Annotated in this window: 24 protein-coding genes and 1 tRNA gene; 5 read left to right on the forward strand and 20 right to left on the reverse strand. The window is 69.3% G+C overall.

All coding sequences use genetic code 11. The annotated features are described in order from the left end of the window. Window positions 1-6: 6 nt before the first annotated feature. On the reverse strand, window positions 7-1,308 hold the full coding sequence (hisD, locus tag JUB13_RS04190) for a histidinol dehydrogenase (protein WP_207477468.1): 1,302 nt from the start codon (window positions 1,306-1,308) through the stop codon (window positions 7-9). Continuing rightward, a complete protein-coding gene (gene hisG / locus JUB13_RS04195; protein WP_207478084.1) occupies window positions 1,292-1,984 on the reverse strand; it encodes an ATP phosphoribosyltransferase in 693 nt (230 codons plus the stop codon). The genes hisD and hisG overlap by 17 nt, the downstream gene beginning before the upstream one ends. A gap of 218 nt (window positions 1,985-2,202) precedes the next feature. Between hisG and JUB13_RS04200 the strand changes: the two genes are divergently transcribed. The 4 genes from JUB13_RS04200 to JUB13_RS04215 all read left to right on the forward strand — a co-directional run bounded on the left by JUB13_RS04200 (window position 2,203) and on the right by JUB13_RS04215 (window position 5,817). Next, window positions 2,203-3,168, forward strand: coding sequence for a UDP-glucuronic acid decarboxylase family protein (locus tag JUB13_RS04200; protein ID WP_207477469.1), 966 nt, complete (start codon window positions 2,203-2,205; stop codon window positions 3,166-3,168). Between the two features lie 165 nt (window positions 3,169-3,333). Next, complete coding sequence (locus JUB13_RS04205) at window positions 3,334-4,113, forward strand: TerC family protein (RefSeq protein WP_207477470.1); 780 nt, start codon at window positions 3,334-3,336, stop codon at window positions 4,111-4,113. 331 nt (window positions 4,114-4,444) lie between these two features. Then, on the forward strand, window positions 4,445-5,167 hold the full coding sequence (locus JUB13_RS04210; protein ID WP_207477471.1) for a Bax inhibitor-1/YccA family protein: 723 nt from the start codon (window positions 4,445-4,447) through the stop codon (window positions 5,165-5,167). A gap of 62 nt (window positions 5,168-5,229) precedes the next feature. Next, the gene (locus tag JUB13_RS04215) at window positions 5,230-5,817 is read left to right on the forward strand and encodes a DUF2076 domain-containing protein (RefSeq protein ID WP_207477472.1); all 588 of its coding nucleotides are present in this window, start codon (window positions 5,230-5,232) and stop codon (window positions 5,815-5,817) included. 95 nt (window positions 5,818-5,912) lie between these two features. Here the strand turns inward: JUB13_RS04215 and JUB13_RS04220 are convergent, their stop codons facing one another. The 15 genes from JUB13_RS04220 to JUB13_RS04290 form a co-directional block, all read right to left on the reverse strand. After that, entirely contained in the window at window positions 5,913-6,410 is a 498-nt protein-coding gene (locus JUB13_RS04220) for a DUF2948 family protein (RefSeq protein WP_207477473.1), read from the reverse strand. Between the two features lie 206 nt (window positions 6,411-6,616). Further along, a complete protein-coding gene (locus JUB13_RS04225) occupies window positions 6,617-8,602 on the reverse strand; it encodes a hybrid sensor histidine kinase/response regulator (protein WP_207477474.1) in 1,986 nt (661 codons plus the stop codon). Beyond that, complete coding sequence (locus JUB13_RS04230) at window positions 8,599-9,240, reverse strand: chemotaxis protein CheX (protein WP_207477475.1); 642 nt, start codon at window positions 9,238-9,240, stop codon at window positions 8,599-8,601. Before JUB13_RS04230 ends, JUB13_RS04225 begins: the two co-directional genes overlap by 4 nt. Further along, window positions 9,237-9,620, reverse strand: coding sequence for a response regulator transcription factor (locus JUB13_RS04235; RefSeq protein WP_207477476.1), 384 nt, complete (start codon window positions 9,618-9,620; stop codon window positions 9,237-9,239). The genes JUB13_RS04230 and JUB13_RS04235 overlap by 4 nt, the downstream gene beginning before the upstream one ends. Before the next feature lie 125 nt (window positions 9,621-9,745). Further along, on the reverse strand, window positions 9,746-9,994 hold the full coding sequence (locus JUB13_RS04240; RefSeq protein ID WP_207477477.1) for a hypothetical protein: 249 nt from the start codon (window positions 9,992-9,994) through the stop codon (window positions 9,746-9,748). Beyond that, window positions 9,991-12,306 carry a chemotaxis protein CheA gene (locus tag JUB13_RS04245; RefSeq protein ID WP_207477478.1) on the reverse strand — a complete coding sequence of 772 codons (2,316 nt, stop codon included), beginning with the start codon at window positions 12,304-12,306 and terminating at the stop codon, window positions 9,991-9,993. Before JUB13_RS04245 ends, JUB13_RS04240 begins: the two co-directional genes overlap by 4 nt. Further along, complete coding sequence (locus JUB13_RS04250; protein WP_207477479.1) at window positions 12,303-12,716, reverse strand: response regulator; 414 nt, start codon at window positions 12,714-12,716, stop codon at window positions 12,303-12,305. Before JUB13_RS04250 ends, JUB13_RS04245 begins: the two co-directional genes overlap by 4 nt. Next, the gene (locus tag JUB13_RS04255) at window positions 12,709-13,581 is read right to left on the reverse strand and encodes a CheR family methyltransferase (RefSeq protein WP_207477480.1); all 873 of its coding nucleotides are present in this window, start codon (window positions 13,579-13,581) and stop codon (window positions 12,709-12,711) included. Before JUB13_RS04255 ends, JUB13_RS04250 begins: the two co-directional genes overlap by 8 nt. An 8-nt stretch (window positions 13,582-13,589) precedes the next feature. Then, entirely contained in the window at window positions 13,590-14,225 is a 636-nt protein-coding gene (locus tag JUB13_RS04260; protein ID WP_207477481.1) for a HEAT repeat domain-containing protein, read from the reverse strand. Then, window positions 14,200-15,336 (reverse strand): chemotaxis-specific protein-glutamate methyltransferase CheB, encoded by a 1,137-nt coding sequence (cheB, locus tag JUB13_RS04265; protein ID WP_207477482.1) that lies wholly within the window; start codon window positions 15,334-15,336, stop codon window positions 14,200-14,202. Before cheB ends, JUB13_RS04260 begins: the two co-directional genes overlap by 26 nt. Then, on the reverse strand, window positions 15,333-16,853 hold the full coding sequence (locus tag JUB13_RS04270; protein WP_207477483.1) for a chemotaxis protein CheW: 1,521 nt from the start codon (window positions 16,851-16,853) through the stop codon (window positions 15,333-15,335). The genes cheB and JUB13_RS04270 overlap by 4 nt, the downstream gene beginning before the upstream one ends. A 1-nt stretch (window position 16,854) precedes the next feature. Beyond that, window positions 16,855-18,801, reverse strand: a complete 1,947-nt coding sequence (locus JUB13_RS04275; protein ID WP_207477484.1) for a methyl-accepting chemotaxis protein — start codon at window positions 18,799-18,801, stop codon at window positions 16,855-16,857. Window positions 18,802-18,966: 165 nt separating this feature from the next. Next, entirely contained in the window at window positions 18,967-20,250 is a 1,284-nt protein-coding gene (gene murA / locus JUB13_RS04280; RefSeq protein ID WP_207477485.1) for a UDP-N-acetylglucosamine 1-carboxyvinyltransferase, read from the reverse strand. A gap of 152 nt (window positions 20,251-20,402) precedes the next feature. Then, complete coding sequence (locus JUB13_RS04285; protein WP_236024738.1) at window positions 20,403-20,957, reverse strand: deoxycytidylate deaminase; 555 nt, start codon at window positions 20,955-20,957, stop codon at window positions 20,403-20,405. Between the two features lie 401 nt (window positions 20,958-21,358). Then, window positions 21,359-21,559 carry a hypothetical protein gene (locus tag JUB13_RS04290; protein ID WP_207477486.1) on the reverse strand — a complete coding sequence of 67 codons (201 nt, stop codon included), beginning with the start codon at window positions 21,557-21,559 and terminating at the stop codon, window positions 21,359-21,361. 202 nt (window positions 21,560-21,761) lie between these two features. On the opposite strand from JUB13_RS04290, the gene JUB13_RS04295 reads away from it, so the two are divergent. Then, window positions 21,762-21,989 carry a hypothetical protein gene (locus JUB13_RS04295; RefSeq protein ID WP_207477487.1) on the forward strand — a complete coding sequence of 76 codons (228 nt, stop codon included), beginning with the start codon at window positions 21,762-21,764 and terminating at the stop codon, window positions 21,987-21,989. A 13-nt stretch (window positions 21,990-22,002) separates the two neighbouring features. Here JUB13_RS04295 and JUB13_RS04300 read toward each other — a convergent pair. The 3 genes from JUB13_RS04300 to JUB13_RS04310 all read right to left on the reverse strand — a co-directional run bounded on the left by JUB13_RS04300 (window position 22,003) and on the right by JUB13_RS04310 (window position 24,746). Then, a tRNA-Thr gene (locus JUB13_RS04300) sits at window positions 22,003-22,077 on the reverse strand. Window positions 22,078-22,150: 73 nt separating this feature from the next. Next, window positions 22,151-23,503 carry a tetratricopeptide repeat protein gene (locus tag JUB13_RS04305; protein WP_207477488.1) on the reverse strand — a complete coding sequence of 451 codons (1,353 nt, stop codon included), beginning with the start codon at window positions 23,501-23,503 and terminating at the stop codon, window positions 22,151-22,153. A 67-nt stretch (window positions 23,504-23,570) separates the two neighbouring features. Next, window positions 23,571-24,746: a glycosyltransferase family 2 protein gene (locus JUB13_RS04310; RefSeq protein ID WP_207477489.1), complete on the reverse strand. Its 1,176-nt coding sequence runs from the start codon at window positions 24,744-24,746 to the stop codon at window positions 23,571-23,573. Between the last annotated feature and the right edge of the window lie 11 nt (window positions 24,747-24,757).

The following is a 24,757-nucleotide window of genomic DNA, read 5'->3' on the forward strand; positions in this document are numbered from 1 at the left end:
AGCCCCTCACCCCCGCAGGGCGTTCAGGCGCACGGCGACGGAGAGCGCATGCCCCTGCAGGCCCTCGGCCTCCGCGAGGCGCACGGCCGCCGGGCCGATGGCCGCCAGGCTCCTGGCGTCACAGGCCACGAAGGTCGTGCGCTTCATGAAGTCCAGCACGTTGAGCCCCGAGGAGAAGCGTGCGCTTCGGGCCGTCGGCAGGACATGGTTCGGTCCCGCGACGTAGTCGCCGATCACCTCCGGCGTGTGGCGCCCGAGGAAGATCGCGCCGGCATTCCGCACCCTTTCGGCGAGCGGGCCGGGCTCCGCCACGGCGAGCTCCAGATGCTCGGGCGCGATGCGGTCGATGAGCGGGACCGCCTGGTCCAGCTCGCGCAGAACGATGACCGCGCCGTGGTCGCGCCACGATGCCCCGGCGATCGCGGCGCGCGGCAGCTTCGCCAGATGGGCTTCCACGGCCGCCGTCACCCGGTCGGCGAAGCCGGCATCGTCGGTGATCAGGATCGCCTGGGCGGATTCGTCATGCTCGGCCTGGGATAGCAGGTCGGCCGCGATCCAGGACGGGTCGTTGTCGCCGTCCGCGACCACCAGGATCTCGGAAGGGCCCGCGATCATGTCGATGCCGACGGTGCCGAAGACATGCCGCTTGGCGGCGGCCACATAGGCGTTGCCAGGCCCCACGATCTTGTCCACGGGCCGGATCGTCTCGGTGCCGAAGGCCAGCGCGCCGACCGCCTGCGCGCCCCCTATGCGGTAGACCTCGTGCACGCCGCCCAGGCGCGCCGCCGCCAGGACCAGGGGGTTCAGCGTGCCGTCCGGCGTGGGCACGACCATCACGACGCGCGGCACGCCGGCGACACGCGCCGGGATCGCGTTCATCAGGACCGAGCTCGGATAGGCCGCAAGCCCGCCGGGCACGTAGAGGCCGACGGCTCCGACCGCCGTCCACCGCGCCCCGAGGCGCACGCCCGTCTCATCCACGTAGTCCAGGGTTTCGGGCGTCTGGCGCCGGTGGAACGCCTCGATCCGCCCGGCCGCGAGGCGGAGCGCCTCCATCAGCCCGGGCTCGATGCGCGCGCAGGCATCATCGATCTCGGCCTCGGTCACACGCAGGCGGCCGGGCGTAAGCTCCATCCGGTCGAAGCGCTTTGTATAATCCAGCAGCGCGGCATCGCCGCGGGCGCGGACGGCTTCCAGGATCGACGCGACCGCGGCCTGGACGTCCTCCTGGATCTCCCGCTTGGTCGCGAGGAGGCGCCGGAACTCCGCTTCGAAACCAGGATCCCCGATATCAAGCCTGAATGCCATCTATGACCTCCCGGAACTTCTCGATCCACCCGCCGATCTCATCGGGCCGGGTCTTGAGAGCGGCACGGTTCACCACCAGCCGCGAGGAGACGTCGGCGATGTGCTCGATCTCCAAGAGCCCGTTTGCGCGCAGGGTCGATCCCGTGGAGACGAGGTCGACGATCCGCCGGCACAGGCCGAGGGTGGGTGCGAGCTCCATGGCGCCGTTGAGCTTGATACATTCCGCCTGGACCCCGCGCGCCGCGAAGTGGCGCTTGGTCACTTCGGGATATTTGGTGGCAACCCGCACGTGGCTCCAGCGGGTCGGATCGTCGCCCTCGACGAGCGTGGCCGGCTCGGCGACCGCAAGGCGGCACTTGCCGATCTTGAGGTCGAGCGGCGCGTAGATCTCGGGATAGTCGAACTCCATCAGCACGTCGTTGCCCGCCACGCCCAGATGCGCGGCGCCGAATGCCACGAAGGTCGCCACGTCGAAGGAGCGCACGCGGATGATGGAGAGGCCGGGCACATTGGTCGAGAAACGCAGGGCCCGGCTGCCCGGGTCGTCGAAAGCGGGCTCGGGATGGATGCCCGCCGCTTCCATCAGCGGGCGCAGCTCGTCCAGGATCCGGCCCTTCGGCAGGGCGAGGACCAGGGGCTCGGGCGCGTCGGGCGCACCGGCCGCGGCTTGCCGCATCGGTGTCAACGGACTCTCCGGATAGGCACTCACTCGGGGCGGTTAGATACCACACTTCGCCGCCTTGTCACCCTGTTGCCGCGGCCGGCCGCCCGGCCGGGGCAAGCCTGCTGCCGCTTTGCGGGCCCCGGTGTCGGTTCCCTAGGATGCGCTGCCCGGCCCTGCCGTTCCTTCGACGGCCGGCGGCCCGCGGCATGACGGTGTGACGGAGAGGCTTGATGGAACGGCGTAAACGCATCCTGGTCACCGGCGGGGCCGGCTTCCTCGGCTCGTTCCTGTGCGAGCGGCTGCTCGCCGAGGGACACGAGGTGCTGTGCGCCGACAACTATTTCACGGGATCGCGGAACAACATCCTGCACCTTCTCGGCAACCCGCGGTTCGAGGCGCTGCGTCACGACATCACCTTCCCGCTCTACGTCGAGGTCGACGAGATCTACAACCTGGCCTGCCCGGCCTCGCCGATCCACTACCAGTTCGACCCCGTTCAGACGATCAAGACCAGCGTGCACGGCGCCATCAACATGCTGGGGCTGGCCAAGCGGACGAAGGCGCGGATCTTCCAGGCCTCCACCTCCGAGGTCTATGGCGATCCCAACGTCCATCCCCAGCGCGAGGACTACTGGGGCAACGTGAACCCGGTCGGCCCGCGCGCCTGCTACGACGAGGGCAAGCGCTGCGCGGAGACGCTGTTCTTCGACTACCATCGCCAGTACGGCCTCGACATCCGCGTCGCCCGCATCTTCAACACCTACGGCCCGCGCATGCATCCCCGCGACGGCCGTGTGGTCTCGAACTTCGTGGTCCAGGCGCTCCAGTCCAAGCCGATCACCATCTACGGCGACGGCAGCCAGACGCGGTCCTTCTGCTTCGTCGACGACCTGATCGAGGGATTCGTGCGACTGATGGCGGCGCCGTCCGACGTGACGGGCCCAGTCAACCTCGGCAATCCAGGCGAGTTCACGATCCGCGAGCTCGCCGAGATCGTGGTGGAGATGACGGGCTCCCGCTCCGAAATCGTCCACAAGCCGCTGCCCCAGGACGATCCGATGCAGCGCCAGCCGGACATCAGCCGCGCCAAGGCGCTGCTGGACTGGGAGCCGCGGGTGCCGCTGCGCGACGGTCTGGGCCGCACCATCGCCTATTTCGACGAGATGCTGCGGACCCAGGGCCCCGTCGAGGTCTGAGCGCGTCACGGAGCCCGGCCTGGGAAGCCCCCACCCTTCCCGGCCCCGCGGATGGATGAGGATCGGATCTCCCGCGTTCTCGGGGGTTAACTCCGCCACGGGCCGCGCGGCTCGCTTCGATGCGCCGCGCGGCCCGCGCCTATCTGACTGAGGGGGCTTTTGACCATGGACGGCCTGCTTGCCCTTGCCGCCGATCCGGCTGCATGGGCCGCACTCGCGACCCTGATCGCCATGGAGGTGGTGCTCGGGATCGACAACCTGATTTTCATCTCGATCCTGACCAACAAGCTGCCCGAGCATCAGCGGGAACGGGCCAGGCGCATGGGGATCGGCGCGGCGCTGCTGCTGCGCCTTGGCCTGCTGGGCACCGTGGCGATCATCGTGCAGCTGACCGAACCGGTCGTCACGCTGTTCGGCCAGGGCTTCTCCTGGCGCGACCTGATCCTGATCGCGGGCGGCCTCTTCCTGGTCTGGAAGGCGACGAAGGAGATCCACCACAACGTCGACCCGGATCCCGCCCCGGACATGTTCGACAGCAAGGCGCCGGCGATCGGGTTCGGCGCCGCCATCGTGCAGATCCTGATCCTCGACATGGTCTTCTCCATCGACAGCATCATCACCGCGGTGGGCATGACCGAGCACGTTCCCATTATGGTGATCGCGGTCGTGGTCACGGTGGCGGTGATGCTGGTGGCAGCTACGCCGCTGGCGAACTTCATCCACGCCAATCCGACGATCGTCATGCTGGCGCTCGGTTTCCTGCTGATGATCGGAATGACGCTCATCGCCGAGGGCTTCGGGGCCCATGTGCCCAAGGGCTACATCTACGCCGCCATGGCCTTCTCGGGGCTTATCGAAGGGCTGAACATGCTGGCGCGCCGCGCCAAGCGGAACCGCGTGAGTTCCGGCCCGGCCGCGCCCACCGCCGGCCGGCCGGCGCGCTGAGGCACGCGCGTCGACGCATCGCAACCCGCGGACGGTCTTGAAGCCGCCCGCGGGTCGCACAATCTAGAATGCCGAAGGATCCGGGCCCCTCTGGCGGCCGCCCCGGCCGCGATGTCGGATCCCCCACCTGCCCTCGCGCCCTGGCGCGATCGCATCTGGAGGGATTGCCGACCAATGCCCGAGTTCTTCGATCTTCCCTCATGGACCACCCACAAGCCGCACCGCAGGTGCGGGGCCACGGGGCCATGCCCGATGCCATGCCCGGCGCGGGCGATGGATGCGCGGCCTCGCGCGTTCTTCCGGTGACGCAACCCACCCGGTGAAAACGACCATGTTCGACCAGCAACCCAGCCGCTTCGGGGCCTTTGGCCGCACCATCGACCAGGCCTCGTTCGATGCGGGCCTGCGGCAGCACATGCTGCGGGTCTACAACTTCATGACCCTCGGCCTCGGCGTGACCGGACTGGTCGCGCTCCTGGTCGCCAGCACCCCGGCGCTCTACGTGCCGATCTTCACGACGCCGCTGAAATGGGTCGTGATGCTGGCGCCGCTGGCCTTCATCCTCGTGCTGTCCTGGCGCTTCGACCGCATGTCGTCGTCGGCGCTGCAAGGCACGTTCTGGGCCTTCTGCGCCGTCATGGGCCTGTCGATGGCCTCGATCTTCCTTGTCTTCACGGGCGCGAGCATCGCGCGCGTCTTCTTCATCACGGCGGCGATGTTCGCCGGCACGAGCCTGTGGGGTTACACGACCAAGGCCGACCTGACGCGGATGGGCTCCTTCTTGATGATGGGCCTGATCGGCATCGTGGTCGCGAGCCTCGTCAACATCTTCCTGGGCTCGAGCGCGCTGCAGTTCGCGATCTCGGTGATCGGCGTGGTCGTGTTCAGCGGCCTGACGGCCTACGACACGCAGCGCATTAAGGAGGAGTACGCCGAGCACTACGGCCACGAGGCGAACACGAAGCTCGCGGTCATGGGCGCTCTGTCGCTCTACCTGAACTTCATCAACCTCTTCCAGATGCTGCTGCATCTGATGGGCCAGCGCGAGGAGTGATCCTCGCGCCGGCACGTTCCGCCGGCACGCCCCTTCCCTCAACGCGAGACACGCAGACCACCATGGACCAGACCGAACGCCAGATCATCGACGAGCTCTTCGCCAAGCTGCGTCAGGCCGAGGCCCAGTCGGGCCCGCGCGACCCGCAGGCGGAGGCCCATATCCGCGACCACATGGCACGCCAGCCGGCCGCGCCGTACCTGATGGCCCAGGCCATCGTGATGCTGGAGCAGGCGCTCTCGGCCTCCCAGGCGCGCAACCAGGAGCTCGAGCAGCAGTTGCGCGACCGGCCGGCCGCCGGAGGCGGCGGACTGCTGGCCGGGCTGTTCGGGGGCGGCCGGCCGGCGGCGCCGCAGCCGTCCCGGCCCGCTCACGCAGGCTCGCCCTGGGGAGCCGCGCCCACCCCGGGCCACGGCGATCCCCGACTCGCCGCCTATGCCGCGGGCCAGCAGCGCCACGGCGGCGGCTTCATGGCCGGAGCCATGCAGACCGCGATGGGCGTGGCAGGCGGCATGCTGATCGGCAATGCGCTGGCCGGTATGTTCTCGGATGGCGAGGCCATGGCCCAGGACGCCGTGCAGCAGGCGTCCGAGCACCTGCCCGAGGATCCCGGCTTCGACGACCTCGGTTTTGGTGACGAGGAGATCTGAGCGATCGGATCTGCGGCCCCGGTGCCGCGGGACAGTTCACCCGCGGGACCGGGTTCGCGGCGCGGGCCCGGGGCGCGGGGTTCGGAGCGTGGGTGTCAGGAGCGGGCGACGCCCGCCGCCGGCTCCTCGAAGAGATGGCAGGGACGCCGCGCGGTCGGCCAGGGCTCGCCGAGATCCTCGATGCGACAGGTCCAGTCGGGGCCGTCCAGCCTGATGCAGGCCCCGCCCGAGAAGTGCATGACGATCCCGCCGTCCTCGACGCCGATGGTCAGCAGGTTCAGGATCTGGCTGCGATCACGCAGGTCGACCCCGCGGGTGCGGGCCGCCTCGATCCCCTCAATGCAGATACCGCAATGCACGCGCTCGTAGCAGGCGGCATCCTCGAGCCCGGCATCGCCCTCAGGGCGAGGTGCGGCGGTCGCAGCGTCGCCCTTGCAGGCTTCCCAGCGGAAGCGGCTGACCACCATGGCGAAGCGCCGGTCGGCCGGCAGGTAGCACATCTCCCCGATAGGAACGATGGCGTCCTGGAGGAAACCCGAGACGACCTGCAGGTCTTCGGCATCGCAGGCGCGGAGTTTCAACGGACGGCTCATAGCGGGCTTTCTCCGGGCATCGGGGATCGTGCAAGGATTTCGGTCCGCGGAGGCGGGAGTTCAAGACGTGTTGCGGAACTCCAGACCGGCCTGCGGAGGCACTCCGGTGCCGCCACACGGCCGCCGCGCGCGGACTTCGCGTCCGGGCTCCGGCGCGGCGGCAAGGGGCGGCCGGGCGCGGCCGCCGACAGCGAAGCGCTTGCCGCTCAGGCTTTCCTGCCGAGCTCTCCCTCGATCGCCGCGGCAAGATCCTCGACGTGATAGGGCTTCGCGAGGATGCGGAACCCCTTCAGGCTCACGAGGTCCTCGCTGTAGCCCGTCGAGAGCAGGACCGGCAGGCTCGGCCGGAGGATGCGCGCCTCCCGGGCGAGCGTCACGCCGCTGAGATGCCCGGGCATCACGACGTCCGAGAAGAGCAGGTCCACCCTCTCTCCTGCCTTCAGGCGGATCAGAGCCTCGTCGCCGGTCGGGACCCAGACGACGAAGTAGCCGAACTCCTCCAGGGCGGCCTTCACGACTGGGGCTACGACCGGATCATCCTCGACGAACAGGATCCGGGCACCAAGCCCCTCGCTGGACCCGGACGCGCGCGTCTGCTCCGAGCCCGGGACCTCGGACGAGCGCGGCAGGATCAGCGCGACGGTCGATCCGGCGCCCATGCTGCTCTCGACGGTCGCGGTTCCGCCCGACTGCTGGCAGAAGCCGTAGACTTGGCTGAGACCGAGCCCCGTGCCCTTGCCGACGGCCTTGGTCGTGAAGAAGGGCTCGAAGGCGCGCCGCACCGTATCCGGTCCCATGCCGCTGCCGGTGTCGGTGACGCGGATCTCCACGAATGCGCCGGACAGGCGCTCCGCCCCGAACCCGTCCAGGATCCGGTTGCGCGCCGCGACCACGATCCTGCCATCCGAGGCGATCGCATCACGGGCATTCACGACGAGATTGAGCACCGCCAGCTCGAACTGGACGGGATCCGCGAGCACCGGCCAGAGGCCGGCCGAGATGTCGATCTCGAGCTGGATGTCCGCCCGGACGGCCCGCTCCAGCAGGCCGCGCATGCCGAGCATCCGATCCCGCACGTCGAAGGTTTCCGGGCGCAGCGCCTGCTTGCGCGAGAAGGCCAGCAACTGCCGCACGAGGCTGGCGCCGCGGTCCACCGCCTGCCGTCCCGCATCCAGCAGAGGCTCGATGTCCGGCACCCCCTTGGCCTTGCGGCCGAGGATCTGGAAGCAGGCCTGGATCGCCTGGAGCAGATTGTTGAAGTCGTGGGCCATGCCGCCCGTCAACTGCCCCACCGCCTCCATCTTCTGGCTCTGCAGCAGGGCTTCCTCGGCACGCCGGCGCTCCGCCGCCTCCAGTCGCAGCTCGGCGGTCCGCTCCTCGATCCTGGTCTCCAGGGTCGCATTCAGGTGGCGCAGCTCGCTCTCGGCGCGCTTGCGGGCGGTGACGTCGCGCAGGATCCCGGTCAGGAACTGGTGCCGGTCGGTGTTCCATCCGCCGACCGAGACCTCCAGATCGAACAGGGTCCCGTCCTGGCGGCGGCCGGTCAGCTCGAGCGAGGCTCCGCGCTTACGGTTCACGGCGGCGGGGCCGCGGGGCCATCGCGCCGAGGCGTCCGGGGCCAGCAGCATGCCGATGTCCCGCCCGACGAGGTCGCCGGGCGCATAGCCGAAGTTGCGCCGGACGGCGCTGTTAGCCCACTGGATGTTCCCGGCCAGGTCGGTCGTGACGATCGCTTCCGGCGCCGTGTCCACGATCGCCCTGTACCGTGCGTCGCCCCGCTGGCGCAGCAACTGCTCCCGCGCCACGATCCCCGTCTGGTCGTCCACCTGGAAGAGGCAGAAGCGGCCCTCGGCGGTGTCGACCGGCCTGACGCGGACGTTGAGCAGAAGAGGCTGCCCATCGGGCTGGAGCGGCGGCAGCAGGTCCGGATTGAGGCTGTGCGAGAAGAAGCTGGAGGCGCCGGTCAGGAGGGCGTCCTCGACGGCACCGAAGAGACGCGTCTGCTTCAGGTCCGGGAGGACCTGCCACAGCGTCCGGCCGAGCACCTGCTCGCTGGGCAGTCCGGAGGCCTCCGCCATCCACGTGTTCCATGCGAGGACGCAATGGTCCTGGTCGAGCAGGAACACTCCGAGCCCTAGCTGGTCGATGAGTCCGAAGGCGACCGGCCCGAGCTTGGGCATCTCCCCGGTCATTCCTCGACTTCCTTGCCGTCGAGGTTGTCGATGAAGGATCGGATCAGCTCGCGCAGCGATGCGAGCGAGGGAAGATCCATCAGGAGCGCGATGTAGCCCTCGATGTCCCGCGCCGAAACCTTGAAATCGATCCGCAGGAACAGGACGGGCTCGCTGGAGGATCCGTTCTCTGCGTCCAGGATCCGGCTGCCGCTGCCACGGTTCACCTGGGGCAGCGACATCGTCAGGCCGCGCCGCAGCATGTTGGCGACGACCACAAGGCAGCCATTGAGGATCACGTTGCCGATCTCGGCCAGCGCCTCCTGTTCGAGATCGATGATCTCGTTGAGGTCCATGGCATCGCCGAGGACTGCCCTTACGAGTTCGAGGCTGTTTGCCTCCGGGAAGATCAGGAGCGCCTGGCCGGAGAAGGGTCCCTGGAACTTCTGCCCGACCGAGACAAGTCCTGCTCCGCCACGCCCGGACAGCACCTTCGCTGCCTCGGACCGGAGCAGCAGCTCGGTGCGGGGAACCGAAAGCTGCACCGGCGCCTTGATCATCACGCTGAGGTTTCTGGCGGCACGCCCGACACCGATGTTCACGATCTCGGTCAGCGCGTCACGCTCCAGCTCCGACAGAGCGAATGCGGGGCTCCTCATCGGCCGAGACGCTTCAGCCGAAGCGCCGCACCCGACAGGAACGGCTTCAGCGTCTCGTCCTTCAGAGGCTTCTCGATGAAGGCGGCGTCAAGCGCCCGGGCGCGCGCGATGATGTCGTCCTGGGCATTCGCCGAGACGACGGCCACGGGCATGTCAGGGTGGCTTTCCCGGATTCTCGCGATCAGCGTAAGCCCGTCGATGTCCGGCATATTGAAGTCGACGAGGGCGATGTCGGCGCGGTTCTCGCGGATGAGATCCAGCGCCTCCTGCGCATTCGCGGCCTCGATGAGGGTCCAGTCGGGCTGGATCCGCCCCACGATGCCGGTCACGACCATGCGCGCCAGCTTGCTGTCATCGACCAAAATGATCGTCCGCACCATCGCCCTCCGGGCTCCCTGCTCCTAAAACCGCGCGTTCCCGGCGCGGAGCGCATAAAAGCCTGAACGATGAGCACACGCCAGGGTGATTGTAGCCGCCGACCGGGAGCATCTGTCCAGCGTCGGCATCAGGCCTCGGCCTGCGACGATAGTGCCGCAGCCACGCGAAGTCGCAGGAACTGGTCCCTGGGAGACCCGGTGAGTGTCGCGCGGGCAGCCATCAGAACCTGGAGCACCGCGGTATGAAGGCCCTCACATTCCGACCAGTCGACCGGCAGGCCGGGATTGGCAAGCAGCGCCTGCAGCACGATCTCGGCCTCGTCCACCGGACAATCGCCTTTCAGATGGATGGCGTCCATCTCCACGAGCACGGTCACCGCAATATCTCCTTCAGGTCGAGCACGAGCAGCACCTCGCCATTGCCCAGGAGCGTGGTCCCGAGATAGCCGTGGATTCCCGAGAGAAGACCGTCCATGGGCCGCAGAACGGCGTCCAGCCGCTCTGCGAAGCCGTCCACCTCCACGCCCGCGACTCGACCGTCGACCTCCACCACGAGCAGCCGCGCATCCTCGCCAGCGGATCGCACCGGGCTTTCCAGGCCCAGAAGCCGGCTGAGCTCGACCACCGGTATGACCCGATCACGCAGCACGAAGACCTCGTGCTCCTTCACGCGCCTGATCTGGCCGCGCGGCAGACGGATCGTCTGGCTCACGACATCCATTGGAACGCCGAGGCGCCGGCCGCCGGCCTGGACCGTCAGGATGCGGACGGACGAAAGGGTCAGAGGCAAGGCCAGGCGCACGGTGGTTCCCTGGCCGGGCCTGCTCCGGACCGTCACGCTGCCGCCGGTCTTCTCGACCGCGGCACGGACGGCATCCATGCCGACGCCACGCCCGGAAAGCTCGGATACGGCCTCAGCGGTCGTAAGCCCCGGCGCGAAGACGAGCTGGACCGCGTCCTCGTCGGTCAGCTCGGCCGCGGCCGCGGCATCCAAAAGACCTCGCTCGACCGCCCTGCGCCTGATCGCGGCGGCATCGATGCCCCTGCCGTCGTCCTCGACCTCGACGATGATCTGGCCACGGCTCTGAAACCCGCGCAGCGTCAGCGTAGCCTCATTCGGCTTGCCGGCCGTGCGCCGATGCTCCTGCGCCTCGACGCCATGGTCCAGGCTGTTCCGCACGAGGTGCAGGACCGGCTCGAAGAGCTGCTCGACGATCGCCTTGTCAGCCTCCGCATCCTCGCCCTCGAGAACGAGGCGCACCGGCTTTCCGAGGCGGTTCGACAGATCCCGGACGAGGCGTGGGAAGGACTGGAACACCTGCCGCAGCGGGAGCATGCGGATCCGCAGCACGGCACCATGCATCTCGCGCGTCAGACGGTCGAGCGTGCCATGGAGATCCTGGAGGCGACGCACGGTGGCGTCGTCGGCACCGGATGACCGGACCAGCCATTCCAGGCCGTTCTTCGCAACGGCCATCTCGCCCACGAGCCGCATCAGATGATCAACCCGCGCCTCGTCGACGCGCAGCACGCGCTGCGCCGCGCCGGTCCTCACCGTATCCTGATCCTGGCCGGCTGCCGCCGTGAGCGGGGCCGAGGCCGCGGATGCTCCGCCCTCGGCCAGGCGGTGTTCGGCCCTGCGGTGCTCGGCCATGCGGAGGATCGCCGCGGAGAGGATTCTCGGGTCGGCCTTCGCAAGGGCCTCGTCGGCGGCCATCTCCACGGCGCCGACATCGTCCTGCCGGCCCTCGTAGAGAAGCACGTTGATCACCGCGGCGGCGGCCGAGCCGATCCTTCCTGCGACCTCGGGACGCGGGCAACCCGGCATGTGGAGAAGCCGCACCTGCTCCGCGATCACCGCGTCGGCGACGGCAGTTCCCTTCCGGACTGCCGGACCTTCGGGCATCTCCAGGTCCAGGGGGACGATGCGCACCTGATCGGAGACGAGGCGGAAGGCGTTCCTCACGCGCTCCTCCTGGCCGACCGCGAGGGCACGGAACACCAGTGAGCAGGAGAACGGGTCGAACTCCTCCAGCACCGGCCAGGGAGAGCCGGCCTCGATCCGGAATGCCGCGAGGCCCGGCAGTCCGCGAAACAGCTCCAGCGGGTCGTCGCCGTCGAAGAAGCAGCCCGCGCGCGGTTCATACCGGATTGCAAGGATGCCGGCACCGGGGCCGGCCTCGCGAAGCAGCCGAAGCGCCTCGCGGCGCTCGCCTTCACCGAAGGCGGCAAGGAAGTCGGCCCCCGCATCCGCCGCCCCCGCTTGGGGGGCGGGGCTGCCGCCGTCGCGCACGGCCGGACCGCCCAGCCCTGCGGCGCTGCGCAAGGTGGAGATCAGGCTATCGGCATCCCGGTCGGCCCCGTCCGGGAGCTCACCGCTCGCCTCGAGCGTGTCGAGCCATTGCCCGACCTGGTCCAGACAGGCCAGCAGCGCGTCGACGAGCCCAGCGCCGATCACGGTCCTGCCCTCCCGGATCCCGGCCAGCAGATCCTCGGCGACGTGGAGCATCCGCGTCATGGCGCCGACCTCGAAGAGGCCCGAGGAGCCCTTGAGCGTATGGAAGGCCCGGAACACGATGGCCGTGCCCTCGCGGCTCTCGCCTTCGCGCTCGAGGACGAGCAGATGCCGGGTGGCCTCCTGGATCAGGCCACGGCCCTCGTCGAGGAACTGCCGCAGCAGAGGGGTCATGCCGATGCTCCGGTCAGCACGGCGGCGTGCAGCACGAGCGAGTCCTCGGAAACCGGCTTGGTCAGATAGAAGTTCGCGCCGGCCGCGCGTGCGGCGTCGCGGTCGTGCTCGGCACTTTCGGTGCTGGTGACGATGGCGGGAAGCGAGCCTATCTCCGGCTGCGCGCGCAGGGCCCGAAGAAAGCTCAGCCCATCCATCTTCGGCATGTTGATGTCGACGATGACGAGATCGAAATGCCCGGACAGCAGCTTCTCCATGGCCTCGATGCCATTGACCGCCTCGTCGACCCCGAAGCCGGAGCGCTCGAGCGCCTTCCTGTAGTAGATCCGGATCAACGTGCCGTCGTCGACCACGAGAACGCGCCGCGCCGCGCCGGCGCGGCGCCGGTAGGGATGCGTTGCGTCAGGCATCGGAGGGCCCCTCCGGCTTCTGGTAGACGATGGCGTCGGCGAACCGGCAGACCTGGAACAGCGACGAAATCCTGCTCATCGATTCCGTATGGCCCAGGCAGATGAATCCGCCGGGAGCGAGGGAATCATACAGGTTGTCGGCGGCCTCGCGGCGGGATTTGTCGTCGAAGTAGATCAGCATGTTGCGGCAAAATATGACGTCGAAGCTCCCGTGGCGAGCCATGGCGTTCCGATCCATGACGTTCACCTGGCTGAACCTGACGGAGCCCCGGAGATCCTCTGCCAGGAGGTATTGGCTTTCATCGAGTCGCGTGAAGTACTTGCTGACGAGATATGGCGGCAGCCGCATCAGAGAGCGTTCGGAATAGATGCCGGCCTCAGCCGCGCGCAGAGCCTCGGTGTCGATGTCCGAGCCGACGATCTCGATATCCCAGGAATCCACCTGAGACCAGTTCTCCAGCAGCCAGATGCCGATGGAATAGGGCTCCTCTCCGGTCGAGCACGGCACCGACCACAGGCGGATCGTAGCCCCCGGCCGCCGTCCGGCGACGACCCGCTCGAGGATTGCCGAGGTCAGGCACCGAAGCTGGTGGTCCTCGCGGAAGAAATAGGTCTCGTTGATCGTGAAGGCATTGATCAGCTGCTCGACCTCCGCCGCGTCGACGAGAAGCCGTGCGAAGTAGGCTGCGAAGGTGCCGCTACCCGTCGCCGCGATCCGGTTGCGAAGGCGCCGGTCGACGAAGTAGCGCTTGGCGTCGCTGAACGTCATTCCCGTCCGGCGATAGAAGAATTCGCACAAGCGACGGAACTCCTCGTCGTGGATCGGGATCTCGACGGCGCTCGGCGATTGGTTTCGCGGGGGCATGGAAGATTTCAGAGCAGCCCATCCCCATCTCGATGCCCCTCGATGCGGGCCATCGCGACCTGCACAGCGAAGGGAACGAACGGGTCGCCGGCGAAGCGTTCGGCTATGCGGCGCAGCGTCGGCAGGGCATCGGTCGTCCCGACCTCGGTCAGCACGTCGAGAGCGGCTCCACAGGCGTTCGGGTGCGTTTCACTGTCGAGCATCGCGCAGAGCAATGCCGTCGCAACCGCCGGCGAGAGGCCCCGGGCGATCTCGGCCGCAAGGATCCTGACATCGGAGTCCCCATCGGCCAGCAATGCGGGGAGATGGGCCGCTGCGGCTTCCGGCATCGACCGGAGCGCCTCCAGGGCCCCGTTCCGGAGGCCTGCATCCTCCGACCTCAGCGCTGAGATCAGCGCGAGGGCAGCGGCCTCGTCACCGATATCGGACAGCGCGGCGAGGATTGCCTCGCGCACGGCGGCGTCGCCCTCTACGCCCAGCGCCTGGACGAGAGCAGGGACGGCGCCCGGACAGGTTGTCAGCGCGCGCGCCGCATGGCGCCTCTGCGCGGGATCGGGCGACCGGAGCAGCGCCCCGGTTTCGTCGGGCGCGGTTGCGCCTGGGGCCTTCTCCCGGGCCTCAGGGTCTCTTCTGACCAGCGGCATGCGGCATCACCTCCCTGATGATCGCGGCGGCGATGTCCTGCAACGGGATCACCTGACCCGCGCCGCCGCGCCTCGTCAGCTCGCCCGGCATGCCCCACACCACGGCCGTCTCCTCGGCTTCCGCGATGGTGCGTCCGCCTTCGGCCGCGATGCGGGCCAAGCTCTGGGCTCCGTCGTTGCCCATTCCCGTCAGAAGCACGCCCAGCAGCCGGGAGGCGCCGAGATGCTGCAGCGTGCTCTGGGCAAGCCGGTCCACGCTCGGGTGCCAGACGAAGGATGGCGAGGCGGGAACCGGAAGCACGATCAGGCCCGAGGGCCGGCGCGCCACGACCATGTCGGCATCCCCCCGCGCGACATAGGCGCATGCGGGCTCCAGGGGCCGTGGGCGATCCACCTCGACCACGGCCAGGCGGCACAACCGGTCCAGCCGCTGGGCGAAGATCCCGGTGAAGGTCGCCGGCATGTGCTGCGCGATCAGCACCGGCCAAGGAAGATCCTCCGGCAGGCCGGAAAGGATTGTTTCGAGTGCCTGAGGACCACCGGTCGACGCTCCGATCAGGACCAGCCCATCCGGCTCGCCCGCGTTTGCCTGGGGTCGTGCCGCCGATGTCCGAGGGCGCTGGACGGTGGGCACCGGCACGGCATCGCGCGGGGAACGGTTCTCGACGCTTCCGATCTGATGGCGGACCCTCTCCTTGAGCCTCAGCGCCTTGCGCAGGCGCACCTTGGCCGCCTGGCGGACCTTCTCGACGAGCACCGGCCTGATCCGGTCGATGCTCAGCGATACCGTTCCCTCCGGCTTCGCCACGTAGTCGACCGCTCCCAGGTCCAGCGCCTCCAGCGTGGCCTCGGCCGCGCTCCGCGTCAGCGAGGAGACCATGACGACCGGACATGGCGCCTCGATCATCAGGCGGCTCAGGCAGGTCAGACCGTCCATCACCGGCATGTTGACGTCCAGGGTGACGACGTCCGGCCGGAAGGTCGCCGCCAGATCCAGCACCTCGGCCCCGTTCCGCGCCAATGCGATCTCGAAATCACCCTCGGCCCGGAATATCTCCGCAAGCAGCTTGCGCATGAGTGCGGAGTCGTCCGCGATCAGGAGGCGCGTCATTCCGGTCCATCGGCGGCTCCGGACGCGACCTCGGCGAGGGTGCCGACCTCCTCCGCACTGGCCAAGTTCTCCGGCGACAGCAGGAGCACGACCCTATCCCCGAGATTCGCGATACGCGAGATCAGGCGGGACTGCTCCGACGACAGCTCTGGCGCCGGGCCGATCGCATCGGCAGGCACCTTCAGGACGGATGTCACGGAATCCACCATGAGGCCGACGCGGATGCTCCCCAGGGCGATCACGACGATATGGCGCGCCGTCGCTTCGGAGGCCGGCAGGTCGAACCGCCGCCGCTGGTCGATCACCGGCACCACGGTCCCGCGCCGGTTCACGACGCCCGCGACATAGGCCGGGGCTTTGGGGATCTCGGTCAGTTGCTCGGGCACGCCGATGACCTCGTCGACGACGCCGATCGGGAGCCCGTACTCGACCCGTCCGACGCGGAACGTGATGAACTGCTCCGTCTCGGCCTCGCCGCCGACCCGGGCCTCCCTCATGGCTGCCTCCTGCTGGCCGCCCACCGCCAGGGCATGGACGACGGCGTCGCTGCGCAGCAGGTGGCTTGGCGAGATAATGGACACCAGCCGGCGGCCGCCGTCGAGCCGGCAGATCCCCTCGATGTCACCGGACATGTCGCGGGCGAGCAGGACGGGTACGGGCTCAACCGCCCCCTCCTCGACGCGCAGGATCTCGCGCGGCTGGTCCACCACTAGCCCGACGAGCGCCTGATCCTCCACTGACAGGACCAGGACCTTGCCGCCGCTGCCGGCCGGAGCCGGAGGCAGGCCCAGCAGCGCTCGCGCCGAGACCAGCGGCACGAGGCGGTCCCGCAACGTCACGACCCCGAGAACGTGGTCCTGCGCATGGGGCACGCGCGATACCGTGGCGGGCAGCGCGACGATCTCGCGGACGGCCGTGATCGGCACGGCGTACTCCTCGCCGTCCGAAACGAAGCTCACGAGAACGCGCTCGTGCGAAACGGTCGTGGTAAGCGCACGCTCCGCCGCCTGGCGTGCGGGGATCGCGGTGGACGTCCGACGGGCTGCGGCCGTGAAGACACGGCCGAGCAGCCTGTCGAGGTCCACTATCAGTGTGGCCGAGCCGTGCCGGGATCCGCGCAGGATGCCCGAGAGGATATCACCGGTCTCCGGGGTTTCGGCCGAGGCGGGCTCGATCTCGTCCAGGGCGACCTCGACAACGCCCTGCAACTGGTCGACGAGCAGCCCGACCGGCGTCTCGTGCTCCAGCACGATCACGCGGGACCTGTCCGTGATCGCGGCCTCGGGCAGGCGCATCGCAGCATGCAGCCCGATGATCGCGGTGACAGAGCCCCTGAGATTGGCGAGTCCGAGAACGGCCCTAGGGCTCAAGGGCAGGTCCGTGATCTCGGGCGGCCGAACGACCGTGCTGACCCGGGACAGGGGAATGGCAGCCCGTTCACCGCCGACCAGAAAGGCGAGATGGGCGCCCCGGCTGACGGCGGCGGACTGCTCGTGCTCGAGAGCGGCGACGGCCATGCTAATCGGCCGAGTTCTGGAGTTCGTCGGCCAGCGAAGCGATCTCCTCGACCGCGGCCGCCATATCCTCGGCGCCACGGGCCTGCTGGCGGGCCGCAGCGGCCGCCTCCGACGACGAGCGGCTCGCCTGCTCGGCGGCCGTGGCGATCGCCTCCGTACCGGCCATCGCCTGCCCGACGGCCACGAGGATGGCCGAGGCTCCGCCCGCGATCTCCTGATTGCCGGCAACGACGGCGCTCACCTCCGCCGTCACGCTCTCGATCGTGCGGATGATCGCGCGGTTGCGCTGCACCTCCAGCTCGCCGGCCGTCACGGTCTGCTCGAGCTCGCGCCGGACGGTGAGGACCTGATCGTGCATGTCGCGCACGGTATCCCGGATGCGGTCGGCGTTCTCCGCGGATTCGCGGGCAAGGCCGCGGATGTCCGCCGAAACGACCGCGAACCCCCTGCCGGCATCGCCTGCGCGCGCGGCCTCGACCGAACCACTGATGGCGAGCATGTTGGTCTGGATCGACGCGGTGTTGATGGCATCGACGATCTTGTCGATGCGCCGGCCGACCTGTTCCAGCCCGGTCATCAGCTTCATGGTCTCGCGCGTGTTCCCCAGGCCGCGCTCGACGCCGGAGATCAGGCCCTGGATGCCTGCCTGGCTGGCGCGGACGAGGCTGGCCATCTCTTCGGCGTCGCGAAGAGCACCTGCCGTGGTGCTCTCCACCATCTTCGCGCTGCGCTCGATCTGGGTCAGCGCCGCGCCCGACTGCTGCGCGGCCGCGGCCTGCTGCTGCGCCCCCCGGCTGATCTGGCCGACCGCCGCCATGATCTCGGCCGCCGCACCCGACAGTTCCTGGACGGTCGCCGACAGCTCCTCCGAGGCCGACGCCACATCCTCGGCACTGCGGATCAGATCGTTCGAGTGGCGCAGGTCGTCGGACAGGGTTGCCAGCTCCTGGGCCGCTACCTGACTCTGATCCAGAGCCTGACTCTGCTGGGCGATGCTGCGCAGCGATTCCTCGGCCGCCGAGGACTGCTCCTCGGCGGCGGCGGCGATCTGCTCCGATCCTTTCTGGACCTCGTGGGCTGCGCGTTCAGCCTCCTGGGCCGCCGAAAGGATCGCGACGCTGCCTTCGGCAAGCGTCGCCATGCTGGTCCGAATCCTCTCGAGCGTACCGGTCACCTGCCGGCCGCTCTCGACCTCCTGCTGGGCAGCAGTGGCAGCGGAGCTGATCCCTGCAGTGATGGCGCCGACCTCGTCCTGGATACGGCGGACGAGCTCCGCGATGTCGCGCGCGCTGCGTTCCGCGGTCTCGGCCAGGATGCGCACCTCGTCCGCGACCACGGCGAAGCCCGCTCCCGCCTGCCCGGCGCGCGAGGCTTCGATCGCGGCATTCAGCGCCAGCAGGTTCGTCTGGTCGGCGATATGCGCGACCGTGCGAACGACGTCGCCGATGCCCGTCGCCTGCCGCTCGAGATCCTGGACCAGTGCGGCCGTGGCGACCTGGCGCTCCGCGCTGGCGCTGATGCTGGCGATGGTCCCCGTGACCTGGACGCCGCTTTCCGCAAGCAGGACCTGAAGGCTGTCCGTCTTCTGGCGCGAAGCGCCGGCCTTCTCGCGCGCCTGGGAGAAGGATGCGCCGATCTCCGTGATCGCGGCCAGCGACTGGTGGGATGCGCCGGCGGCGGACTGCGCGCCACTGGCGATCTGCTCCATGGCGCGGCGCAGTTCCTCGGCCGCGGATGCGGCTTGCGAGATGCTGCTGGCCACCTCCGCCGAGGCGGCGGCCACCCTCTCAGCGATCTTCTGCTGGCGGGCGAAGGTCCGCGTCCGTTTGCGCTGCGCGGCGGCGCGGCCGTTCGCGGCCGGCGCCGCGACCGTGGCCTGGCCGGCATCGGCCGAAGCGCGCGCAGGCGCCCCCTGCATCTCGAAACGCGACTTCTTCACCAATGCCATGACAACCCCTGCTCCTCTGGTCCGCCCGAGAGGCTCCCGACCGAGGAGGCCGGGGAGCCGTCAGGGAACGAGGCACATTAGTTGCCCGGGGCGCGGCTGCAAAGGGTCCGAAATGGACGATACCGGAAGGCAGCCCAGTGGTCGGAGGAACCCGGCCTCGCCGGTCTATTCGGAGCCCTTGATGCGCTCGATTTCGGCGCCGCAGGCCGCCAGCTTCTCCTCGAGCCGCTCGTAGCCGCGGTCGAGGTGGTAGACGCGGTTGATCTCGGTCTCGCCCTCGGCGGCGAGCCCGGCCAGCACGAGGCTGACCGAGGCGCGCAGGTCGGTCGCCATCACGGGCGCGCCGGTCAGCCGCGGCGTGCCGCGCACCAGGGCCGAGGCACCGTGGATCGTGATGTTGGCACCCATGCGCGCCAGTTCCGGCACGTGCATGAAGCGGTTCTCGAAGATGGTCTCGGTGATCATGGCGGCGCCCTGGGCCACGCACATCAGCGCCATCATCTGCGCCTGGAGATCCGTGGGGAACCCCGGGAACGGCTCGGTCATCACGTCGACGCCGTGCAGCCCGTTCGCCCGCGCGACGCTGAAGCCGCGCTCCGTGCGCTCGAAGACAACGCCTGCGGCGCCCAGCACCTTCTCCACGGCCTGGATCTGGTCGAGATCGCCGCCCAGGATCTCCAGCGAGCCCCCCGTGATGGCAGCGGCCATGGCATAGGTCCCGGTCTCGATGCGATCCGAGATCACCCGGTGGACGGCGCCGTGCAGGCGCTCCTTGCCCTGGATCCGCAGCGTGTCCGTGCCGATCCCGTCGATTTCGGCGCCCATTGCGACGAGGCAGCGGGCCAGGTCGCCCACCTCGGGCTCGCGGGCGGCATTGACGAGGACCGTCTCGCCCCTGGCGAGCGAGGCGGCCATCAGCAGGTTCTCGGTGGCGCCCACGGAGACCATGGGGAAGACGATATGCGCACCGCGCAGGCCATCCGGCGCCGCGGCGTTGATGTAGCCGCCGTCGAGTTCGATGCGCGCGCCCATCTGCTCGAGCCCCTTGATGTGCAGGTCGACGGGCCGCGCGCCGATGGCGCAGCCGCCGGGCAGCGACACGCGCGCCTGGCCGCACCGGGCGACCAGCGGACCCAGCACCAGCACGCTCGCGCGCATCTTGCGCACGAGGTCGTAGGGGGCCGTGACGTCGGTGATCTCGCGCGCCCGCAGCGACACGACCCTACCGGTTGCCGCAGAGGCCGGCGCATCGACGGCAATGCCGACGCCGTGGCGCTCCAGCAGGCGCGTCAACGTCTGAATGTCCGCAAGATCCGGCAGGTTGACGAGGGTCAGCGTCTCGTCGGTGAGAAGGCTGGCCGTCATCAGGGGAAGGGCGGCGTTCTTCGCGCCGCCGACCGCGATGCTCCCCTTGAGGGGGCTACCGCCGCGGATGCGGATCCTGTCCATTCTGTTCCATCCGACTCATGGCTTCCGCGGCTCAAGCGCCGCGCGGGCACCTCTTTCTATAGGACGCTGCGAAGGGGTGTCCACCATGCCCCCGGCGAGATCCCAAACTTGCCACGTCCGTATTAACCCGAAGCTCCGCGGAGCCCTCCGCCTTACCCGGGGCCGTGCAGCGGCACGGGCTCGTCGTCGAACCTTGCGGCGAGCCGCGGGATCACGCCGCTCCACAGCCGCACGCTGACGCCGCCCTCCTGCAGGATCGCCCGGGAGGCCGCATGATGGTGCTCGCTGCCGAAGCGAGCCGAGTCGTTGCCGGGGTGCTCGCGGTGCAGGATCACCTCGGCCAGACCCGCCTGCACGATGCCGCGGGCGCAGTCCGAGCAGGGCATGAAGGGCAGGTAGATCCGACAGCCCTTGAGCGAGGTGCCCATGCGCGCCGCGTTGTAGATGGCGTTCCGCTCGGCATGCTCGAAGAACAGGTGCTTGGCCGGGGATACCGCCCGCTCCGGACGGTCGTCGTCCATGCCGCGGGGAAAGGAGTTGTAGCCGGTGGTCCGGATCTCGTTGTCGGGCCCGACGATCACGGCGCCGACCCGCGTCCGCGGGTCCTTGGACTTCATGGCGACCAGATAGGCCAGGCTCATGAAGTAGGTGTCCCAGTCCAGCGCCATTGCGCCGCCGTCTTCCTGCGGCACGTGCTTGCGGCTCATGGGGATCCCCCTGCCCCGTGGGGCCTTGGCGGGACCGCGTGGCGCCGGTCCCTGCGGGGCCCCTCCGGGGCGGCGGGTGCTGTCATGCCGCCCTTCTACCCCAGCGGGCAGCGGGGCTCAAGCAGCGGGGCTCAAGCCGCCGGCCCATCCCCATCGCGGGAATGGACCGCGAAGCCGGCAGCCCCGTCCTCCGGCGCCTCGCCGTCCGCCGCCGAGTCCGCGCGCCGTCGCGCCTGCTCCTTGCGACGGCGAAGGTTCTCGCGCAGAGCGGCCGCCTGCTTCTCCCGGCGCGCCGCAAGGGACGATCCCGGTCCTCCTGCTTGCGTCATCCTCCCCCCAGTCTCTCCGGGTCCCGGCCCGGCTGCTGCCTTGATGCCGGAACGCGGGACCCGGGACAAGGATCAGTCGCGGCCGCGCGGGCTGCGCCCGAGATCGGCTTCCAGCTCGGCGATCTTCTTCTGAATGGACTCGCGCAGCGCCGGGGAGACATGGGACTTCAGCCCCGCGAGCTGGTCGCGCAGCTGGCGCAGCTGCTGCTCCTTTTCCTTGAAACTGCGCTTGATCACGGCGTTGTCGGAACGCTGGCCCGAATAGGCGCGCATGGCGGTCTCCCATCCTCGAAGGCGCTGATGGATGCCGCGCGGCGGCGCCGAACTCAACTGCAAAGATCGCTTGACGGGGACTCGCAGGACCGCCCCGCCGGACCGTTCACGGGCCGCAGACTACCACTTTTTCGCGGTGCGCGGCTAAGGTTGCATTAACCAACCGGACGCATCCTGATCTCCCAAAACGGAGGTAGGACCCATGACGATCCCGTCGCTGAGCACCAATCAGAGCCGCGCCATCGTGGATGCGTATCGAGGCTGTCTGGAGCAAGGCCACGCCGTCGCCATGAGCGCGGCGATCGGGGTCTACCGTCATTTCTTCGGGAAGGTCCCGGCGACGCTCGCCGCCGACGAGGTGGCGACGCTGGTCGCCTGCGCGCCGCTGGCCGTGGCTGCCGCGGCCGTGCCCTACCGGTTCTGCGAGTAGCTCTGCAGGAGGATGGTGCTGCTGGAGAGGATTGAACTCTCGACCTCTCCCTTACCAAGGGAGTGCTCTACCACTGAGCTACAGCAGCCCGCCGTCGGACGCCGGCTTATGCCATACGGGGGCAGGCGACGCAACCGCCTATGGGGCTCCGCCGGGCCGTCCTAGAACTCGCTGTATCTCAGGAAGCGGTCCGTCCTGGTCTTCGCCTCGTTCTCGGGGACCGAACCGGTGATCGACCAGAACACCGCGTCCCCGATCTCGCCGTCGAGCTCGACGGGCGCGGACTGCATGACCTCCACGGGAAGAAAGCGCATCCGGACGCCGCCGGGCCCGCCCCGGCCGTTCAGGAACACGCACGCGAGCGCCGCCTGGTCGAGATGCCAGTAGGCCGAGGGTTCGCAGTGCAGGAGATGCCAGAGGTAGCGGCGAACCGACCGGAAATAGGCCTCGGCGCCAGGCCCGGGACGCACCAGCACCACCGACGCCGAGAAGAACGAGCAGAGATTGATGGCGTTCAGCGGGTCGTGGATCAGTGCGACGTCCCAGTCCTCGCCCTCCAGGAGCGGCCGGATCGGCTTCACCGCGAGCTGGTCCACATCGGCGCAGAGGATGGCGCGGCCGGGAAAGGCCGCGGCCAGGTCCGGCAGAACGAAGAAGCGCCGGCAGGCGAAGAAGGTGCGGCGCGCCTGATCGCTGACGCCCTGCAGGTCGACGCTCTCTTCGCTCCAGGTCAGGCGCGCGCCGTGACGGGCCGAAAGGCGCGCCAGCAGGGCCTGCGAGCCGGCCGTCGGGTTGACGACATGCGCATGCACGGCCGCTGCGTCGCCGGCGTTCTCGAAATACGCGTTCACCGAAGCCGCAAGGAATCGCTCGGCATAGACACCATCGCAGCACAGGAGGCAGAGCAGGTCGGCATGGGGATCGGGCCGGACCGACGGAAGCCCCGGAAGAACGTCGGCCTCCCGGACTGAGGCCATGACTTCCTCGTAGGCCTTCCCGAAGCGGAGGACGCGCGTACTGATGGACAGCGTCGCCGAGATCGGCAGCTCGATGTCGAAGGCGAAGACGCGGCCCGCCTCCTCCAGCGCTCCGCCCGCGGCGAAGGCGCCGCCGAGGAAGTAGACGAGCCACGGATCTGGCCGCCCCTGCTCGCGCCCCTGCCACAGGACCTGGACCGCTTCCCCGATCCGGCCCTGGGCGGCGAGCAGGCTCGCCAGGTTGGTCCAGGAGTCGGTGTTCGTGGGATCGCGGGCGACAGCCCCGCGGAAGGCCTGCTCGGCGCCGGCGACGTCCCTCAGCATCCGGCAGGCCCGGCCGAGCTGGACCCAGGACGAGGCCGGTCCGCCGAGCCGGACGGCATGCTGGAAGCAGTCCCTCGCGGCCGCCACCTGCCCGTCCCACAGGGCGGTCATGCCCATGCTCTCCCAGACCGCAGGATCCGCGGCCCGGGCCTGCTCCACGGCGCCAGGCATGTCGGGAATGGGCCCGGAGGTGTCGCTGTCGCTCGTCCCCATCGCGTCACCTCGCCCGTCAGGATTCGTCGATCGAGGCCGTCCGCCTGCGCGGAGCGCCCCATACAAATCAGAATGCCGGCGCGGGCTCGAACCCGGCGCCGAGAACCCCGGCCGAGGCCTTGGACTCCAGCCACTTGAAATAGTTGTCGAACTTGGCCGCCTGGGCATCCGCCCCGGAGTCGCGCAGCCGTGCCGCATGACGCCGCATCTCGTCCAGCGGGGCCGTCGGCGCATAGGCGAAGCTGCTGCCGACGGCGCCCTGCAGGACGCCCCAGAGCTCGCCGACCACGGGCGCCGGGCTCTGCCCGCGCATGAGGTAAAGACGCGCGCGCAGCTCTTCGGCCGCCTGCGGCGCGACCACCGCTCCGACCGCCTCGACCAGCCGCTCGAAGAGCAGCCGGCCCAGACCAGCCTGGACGAGGATCGCCCCACCGTCGATCAGGATCCGGGTGCAGACCTCGATTGCGGCGCAAGCCTGCACGGGATCGTTCCAGTCGAGGTCCGGCAGCAGGTCGGCCAGCCGGTTCCTGTTCAGCAGGTCGGCGCAGGCCCGCGCGCTGTCGAAGATGCCGCGCTCGGGGAAGCTCGTCGTCGCCTGGGTGGCGTAGGTCCGCGTGAAGACGGTGGACCGGTCGATGAAATGGAGGCGCTCCGTGCGGCTGGCGTGCAGCCAGAATGCAAAGTCCTGCCCCCAGGGGTAGCGAAGATCGAATCGGCCCAGCCGCGCGAACACGTCGCGATGGATCGCGATCGTGATCCCGTTCACGTAGTTGAACCCGCAGAAGGCAATGGTCTGCCAGGGCGGCGCCGGCGCGCGCCCCTGGCTGAAGTCGCTGACGTTGCGGCGCCACTCCAGGGTATCGCCGTCCAGGACGCCGTAATCGCCGTGGAAGAAGCGCGCCTCGGGTTCGGACCGGATCGCGTTCCGGACGACTTCCAGGCGGTCGTGCTCGAACAGGTCGTCGGAGGAGAGCCAGAGGATCCAGGTGCCGCGCGCCTCCTCGAGGCCGCGGTTCAGGGCCGAGGCCGTGCCGCCGTTCTCCTTCCGGAAGACGCGGAACCGCGGGTCGCGCGCGGACCAGGAGGCGAGCTCCTGGGGCGTCGCGTCCGTCGATCCGTCGTCGACGATCACCGCCTCCCAGTCCGGGTCCGATTGGGCGAGCAGACTACCGAGCGATTCCGCGAGGAAATGCGCTTGGTTGTAGGTTGGGACGAGGATCGAGAAGGTCGGCGCGGTCGGCACGGCGTGGCTCC

This window comes from Arenibaculum pallidiluteum, assembly GCF_017355985.1.
GTDB classification, from domain to species: Bacteria; Pseudomonadota; Alphaproteobacteria; order Azospirillales; family Azospirillaceae; genus Arenibaculum; species Arenibaculum pallidiluteum.